Origin of the sequence: Vibrio sp. Vb1729 (genome assembly GCF_033338655.1) — a bacterium.
Classification (GTDB): domain Bacteria; phylum Pseudomonadota; class Gammaproteobacteria; order Enterobacterales; family Vibrionaceae; genus Vibrio; species Vibrio alginolyticus.
Window position 1 is genome coordinate 1 of the sequence record NZ_JAWOTB010000028.1, and the last position, 4,802, is coordinate 4,802.

The window sequence follows — 4,802 nt, forward strand, 5'->3', positions numbered from 1 at the left end:
GTTTCATTGAAACCTAATTTGATACCGAGGTATCTAATTGGATTATCATCAACGAGTGCCCACACAGATTGATAGGTTCTTATTTTTAAAGAGCTTTTCTAACATTTTCAGCAACTTAGTTGCTCGTCGTTAGGGGTGCGTATCTTACTTCACACCGTGAGAGAGTCAAGCATTTTTTTCAAATTTCTTTTCTCTCAATTCCGACTCGCTGTGTGACTTTCGTCTCACTCCGTGTCGGTGGATGCGCAGTATAGGGAGTTGAGAAATTAGTACAAGCGTTTTTTGCAAAAAAACTCTCAACCGAACAAATAACGAGCATTCTGCATAGATACTCAACGATCTTGTCTAATATTTCGGGTTGCAGAGGATCTTTTCATGATGAAACACCTGACTTCTGCATTAAAAGATCGCCGATTTCTTTGTGATTTTGATTGCTGATCTTATCTCTCTTGGTTCTTTTTTCTCTTTCTATCGATATAAAGATGAAAAAAAGAGCAGAACGATGACGAACTGCTCTTTTGGTCTTTGCTTTTTATTTGGGGTACTTCAGGTGAAGTCTTGGAAAAGTGTTTCTTCTATATATAGAAGAAAAGATCAGGGCATCCTTGCCCTTCTCTTTACGACAGATTAGTTAGGGGTATATCTAAATGTCGTTATTGTTCGATGACGCATTGAGCTCGTAAGAGTGGAGCATGCTTGCATTCCCAATGACGTCATCTTCGAGAGGAACTTAGTTCTTCAATACTTTTACGGTGTAGCTACCATCTTTTTGTTGGTATAGACCGTGGATGTCGGTTTCGAAACCTGGGTAATGCGCACCGATCTCACAAAGCATCTCTAGGAAATCCAGCACAGGGCGAGACTCTTGAGTCACCATTTCACCAGGAAGTACTAGTGGCACACCTGGAGGGTAAGGAAGGATCATGTTCGCACTTACGCGGCCAACCATTTCTTCCAGTTTGATTTCTTCGATGTTGCCACGAAGCTCTTCTTGCCATGCTGCGTGTGGTGTTACTTTCATTTCTGGAAGTACATCGAACGCTTTGTACATTAGCTCTGGTAGGTTGTATTTCTTAGTTAGGTCATGAATTGCTTGTGCTAGTTCTTGAACACGCATGCCTTCATAGAAGCTCGGGTCTTCGTTGTATAGTGAAGGTAGGAAGCTCTTGATGGTTAGGTTCAAGTCGTAGCCACGTTTAAATTCAGTTAGGCCGCGTAGCAATTGCATTGCTTTTGATTTGTCGATACCGATTGAGAATAGGAACAACAAGTTGTATGGACCTGTTTTCTCTACCACGATGCCGCGCTCGTCTAGGAATTTAGCCACCAGCGAAGCAGGAATACCTGATTCTTCTAGTTCGCCTTCTTTATTCATCCCCGGAGTCAGTAGCGTTACTTTGATTGGGTCAAGATACATGTGGTTGTCATCCATGTTCTTGAAGCCGTGCCATGTGTCGCTAGGGTCTAGTTTCCAACATTCCGTGGTATCGATGTTTTCTGGTTGCCATACATCGAAGAACCAGCTGTCGCTTTCTGCTTCTAGACGTTTGATCTCTTTACGGAAGCGGATTGCGCGATCGATAGAGTCTTGCATCAACTTCTTACCAGTGTTGCCGCGCATCATTGCCGCTGCAGTTTCAGTAGAAGCAACAATGCCGTACTGAGGTGAAGTTGAAGTGTGCATCATGAATGCTTCGTTGAAAGATTCTTTATCAAAGTCGCCTTTCACGTGAATCATTGAAGCTTGTGAGAACGCTGCCAACAGTTTGTGTGTTGATTGTGTTTCGTAGAACACTTTGCCTGGCATCGCTTCACCACTCATACCACATTTACCTTCGTAAATTGGGTTGAAGTTAGTGTAAGGCACCCAAGCACTGTCGAAGTGGATGTGTTTACAATCTAGCGACTCTTTGATGAATTGTGTGTTGTACAACAGACCATCGTAAGTTGAGTTAGTCACTACTGCGTAAGTTGGTGCTGTTGCACCTGGTGTTTTCGCCACTTTCTCTGCAATGATATCACGGCTGAATTCGCTTTGTGGAATACCGCCAAGGATGCCGTATGCGTTACGAGTTGGGCGGAAGTAGATTGGTGTCACGTCGCTCATCATCATTAGGTGGGTCAGAGATTTGTGACAGTTACGGTCAATCAATACTGTGCTGCCCGCAGGTGCTGAGTACATACCAACGATTTTGTTCGATGTAGACGTACCGTTAGTTACGATGTACGAGCTGTCTGCATTGAATGTGCGTGCAATGTATTCTTCTGCATCTTTATGTGGACCTGAATGGTCTAGTAGAGAACCTAACTCAGGCATTGAGATTGATACGTCCGCTTTAAATGTGTTTGGACCGTAAAAATCGTAGAAGATGCTACCAGCAGGGCTTTTCTGGAATGCAGTACCGCCCATGTGACCTGGAGTACAGAAGGTGTATTTACCTTCTTCTACGTATTTGAATAACGCTTTAGTGAATGGAGGCATGATGGCATCTTTGTATGCCTCAGTCGCTTGGTTGATTTTGATAGCGATGTCGTCAGCCATACCTAAAGCGTACTCGAAGAAGCTCACGTTTAGACGTAGGTCTGTTAGTGAAATGTCTAGAGTAGACTGTTCGTTAGCAAATGCGTGAACAGGCAGTTTTTCGTTGATTTGGCTGATACGTTCACATAGCTCTAGTGAGTATTTATCCCAGTCGAACAGCACACCGCAAATGCGTGGGTTCATCTCAATCATTTTGATCAAGTCTTTATCATCTACTGGGTAAACCACTTCGTAGCCCGCTTTCTCAAGAGCAACGTGAAGTTGACGAACTGGCTCTTCTTTAAAGAACACACCCATGTGGTTCAAGATAGCGAATATATTCATTTGGACATCTCCAAGGCGAATGAGGGCGCTCTTTGCCATTTACAGACAATGAGTAAGGTGAGCGCCGCGTGAATTTAGGTTTTATGGGCTGGCACCGTAGTGCCAGCGTTTTGGGGATTAGTTGCTTGCTTGGGCAGGCATGTCGTCAGCGTGCATTTTCACGTACTGAGCAAGACCTGCTTTTTTGCTGTAGAACATCAAGATAACTAGAGACACGATGAAGGTTGCTGTTAGCGTACCGCCCTCTGCACCTGCTAGTGCGATGAAGCAGAACAGACAAGCCACACCAGAGAACAGCATTACGAAGCCGTTGCGTGTTGTCATACCTTCGAAGCGAATCAAGTTAATGCTTGAGTAGAAGTAAGGCAGCATAGTTAGTAGAACTGCGTCAGTTGTTAGCTGGTTGAATAGGTCTGATGCGTGTGCTGTTTTAGAGCTGAAGAACATCAGTACAACCATCAGTGCAGTCATCTTGATTGACGCAAGGATTAGACCTTTCTTAGGCACACCGTTTTTGTCAGTTTCGCCGTAGATTTTAGGGAAGTTGCCATCGCTCGCGGCACGTTTACCAGCCTCGCCCACCAGCATCATCCAAGAACCTAGCGAAGTGAAACATGCTAGTGCTGTGAATGCTGATACGAATGGTGCAGTCCAGCTACCGAATAGCTCAGTGGTTGCCAATGCAAATGGCGCACCTGATGCCGCAACTTCTGACGCTGGGAACATGCCGCTGATCATTTGAGTTGATAGGATGTAAATCACACCTGCGATACCAGTACCTAACATAGTTGCTAGTGGTACAGTCCGTTTAGGGTTTTCTACCATACCAGTCGATACCGCTGCTGATTCCACACCTACGAATGACCATAGACAGATAAGAACCGCTGTTACTACCGCGTGGCTGTCAGTGCCTGCTGATACGTTCCAGTTTTGGCTGTAAAGCGCAGTATCGAAGTGCGTCCAACCAAATGCGGCTGTACCAACAACTGGGATAAGGATAAGAACTAAACCAAGCGTACATAGACGGCTTACCCAGCTACCACCAAGTAGGTTGACGAAAGTGAAGATCCATACCGATGCAATCGTCGCAATACCTGCTGGGATTGGGTTATTAAGCACAGGGAAGAATACTGAAAGGTAAGAAACACCTGTAATGGCAATAGCCAGGTTACCAATCCAGTTCGCGTGGTAATAAAGAACGCCCGTTTGGAAACCAAATACCGGAGACACTTCGCCAGCATAAGCGATAGGACCACCTTCTTGTGGGTTTTTGGTTGCCAGACGAGCGTAAACGAACGCCAGACTCAGTGCACCGACCAAACAGATCAGCCAACTGAAGATTGAAACAGAGCCTACAGAGGCAAGACTAGAAGGTAATAGTGCAATACCACTACCCATCATGTTACCGGCTACGACACCCGTACAGGCAATAAGGCCGATTTTTTTCGCATTCGATGACATAACATCTCCAAATCTATTCTACTCGAGTCAACATGACTCAAACTGAATGGTTATTAGCGAGATGCTATGAGGAAGAACCTGCTCGACCTCGCTAAATTTCGAAGTGAAGACTACGCCCAAAAACTGGGAAAAAAATAAACTTGGGGTTATCAATAAAATGATTAGTTAATCAACATCAAGTTGAGGTAAACATGATAAACACAAAAATATAAAACCATATTATTCATTTAGTTATAAAAAAAACATCAAACCTTCTACCGATAGATAAACTCTCATCAACTCGTTGGTCATCGCGATAAAAGTTATCAACCTCTATCAACTTCCCCATCCCGAAGGGTTAATTCCCTGAAGTGTTGATTCCATAAATCTCTCCCTGATCGCGCTTTTTGACCCACATCAATATTCATCTCGCCTGCAAGAAAGCATCAAAATCATTCTCGCCACATAACTCAGCCAAACGCTTCATACAATCAAT

The 4,802-nt window shown here is 44.3% G+C and carries 2 protein-coding genes; both read right to left on the reverse strand.

Translation table 11 applies throughout. The features are described 5' to 3' along the window. Nucleotides 1-730 precede the first annotated feature (730 nt). Nucleotides 731-2,866 (reverse strand): lysine decarboxylase CadA, encoded by a 2,136-nt coding sequence (locus R7E29_RS14055; protein WP_213869026.1) that lies wholly within the window; start codon nucleotides 2,864-2,866, stop codon nucleotides 731-733. Nucleotides 2,867-2,983: 117 nt separating this feature from the next. Next, nucleotides 2,984-4,327, reverse strand: coding sequence for a cadaverine/lysine antiporter (cadB, locus tag R7E29_RS14060; RefSeq protein WP_017821792.1), 1,344 nt, complete (start codon nucleotides 4,325-4,327; stop codon nucleotides 2,984-2,986). Nucleotides 4,328-4,802 lie beyond the last annotated feature (475 nt).

Excerpts from the sequence above, each read along its gene's own strand:
- R7E29_RS14055 (WP_213869026.1), bottom strand. The coding sequence starts at position 2,866 with ATGAATATATTCGCTATCTTGAACCACATGGGTGTGTTCTTTAAAGAA.
- cadB (WP_017821792.1), bottom strand. The coding sequence starts at position 4,327 with ATGTCATCGAATGCGAAAAAAATCGGCCTTATTGCCTGTACGGGTGTC.